Origin of the sequence: Salmonella sp. SAL4457, from assembly GCF_046548235.1 — a bacterium.
In the GTDB taxonomy this organism is placed as follows: Bacteria; Pseudomonadota; Gammaproteobacteria; order Enterobacterales; family Enterobacteriaceae; genus Salmonella; species Salmonella enterica.
In genome coordinates, this window is record NZ_JBGDZO010000181.1 from 1 (window position 1) to 341 (window position 341).

A 341-nucleotide genomic window follows, 5' to 3' on the forward strand; every position below is an offset into this window, starting at 1 on the left:
TTGCTGCCCTGGCGCGCGCCCTTGAGCACGTCGCCTTCGCTGAGACCGATCCAGCAGTCGCGGCCCTGGTCGAAGCAGATCTCGTCGTTCTGCCGGATGCACTGGTCGAGGCCACGCATCAGGCTCTGGCCGCACAGCACGTTGAGCGGGTTGGTATGGGCGACGAAGGTACGCACGTAGTCGTCCGCGGGGCTCAGCACGATCTCTTCCGGCTTGCCGTGCTGGATGATCCGGCCGTCCTTCATGATCGCGATGCGGGTGCCGATCTTCAGCGCCTCGTCGAGGTCGTGGCTGACGAACACGATGGTCTTGTGCAGTTGCCGTTGCAGCACCAGCAGTTC

Annotated in this window: 1 pseudogene; it reads right to left on the reverse strand. The window is 64.2% G+C overall.

Annotated elements, in window-relative coordinates:
* Positions 1-341: pseudogene (locus ACLJNW_RS23810) on the reverse strand (hypothetical protein); the annotation flags it as partial.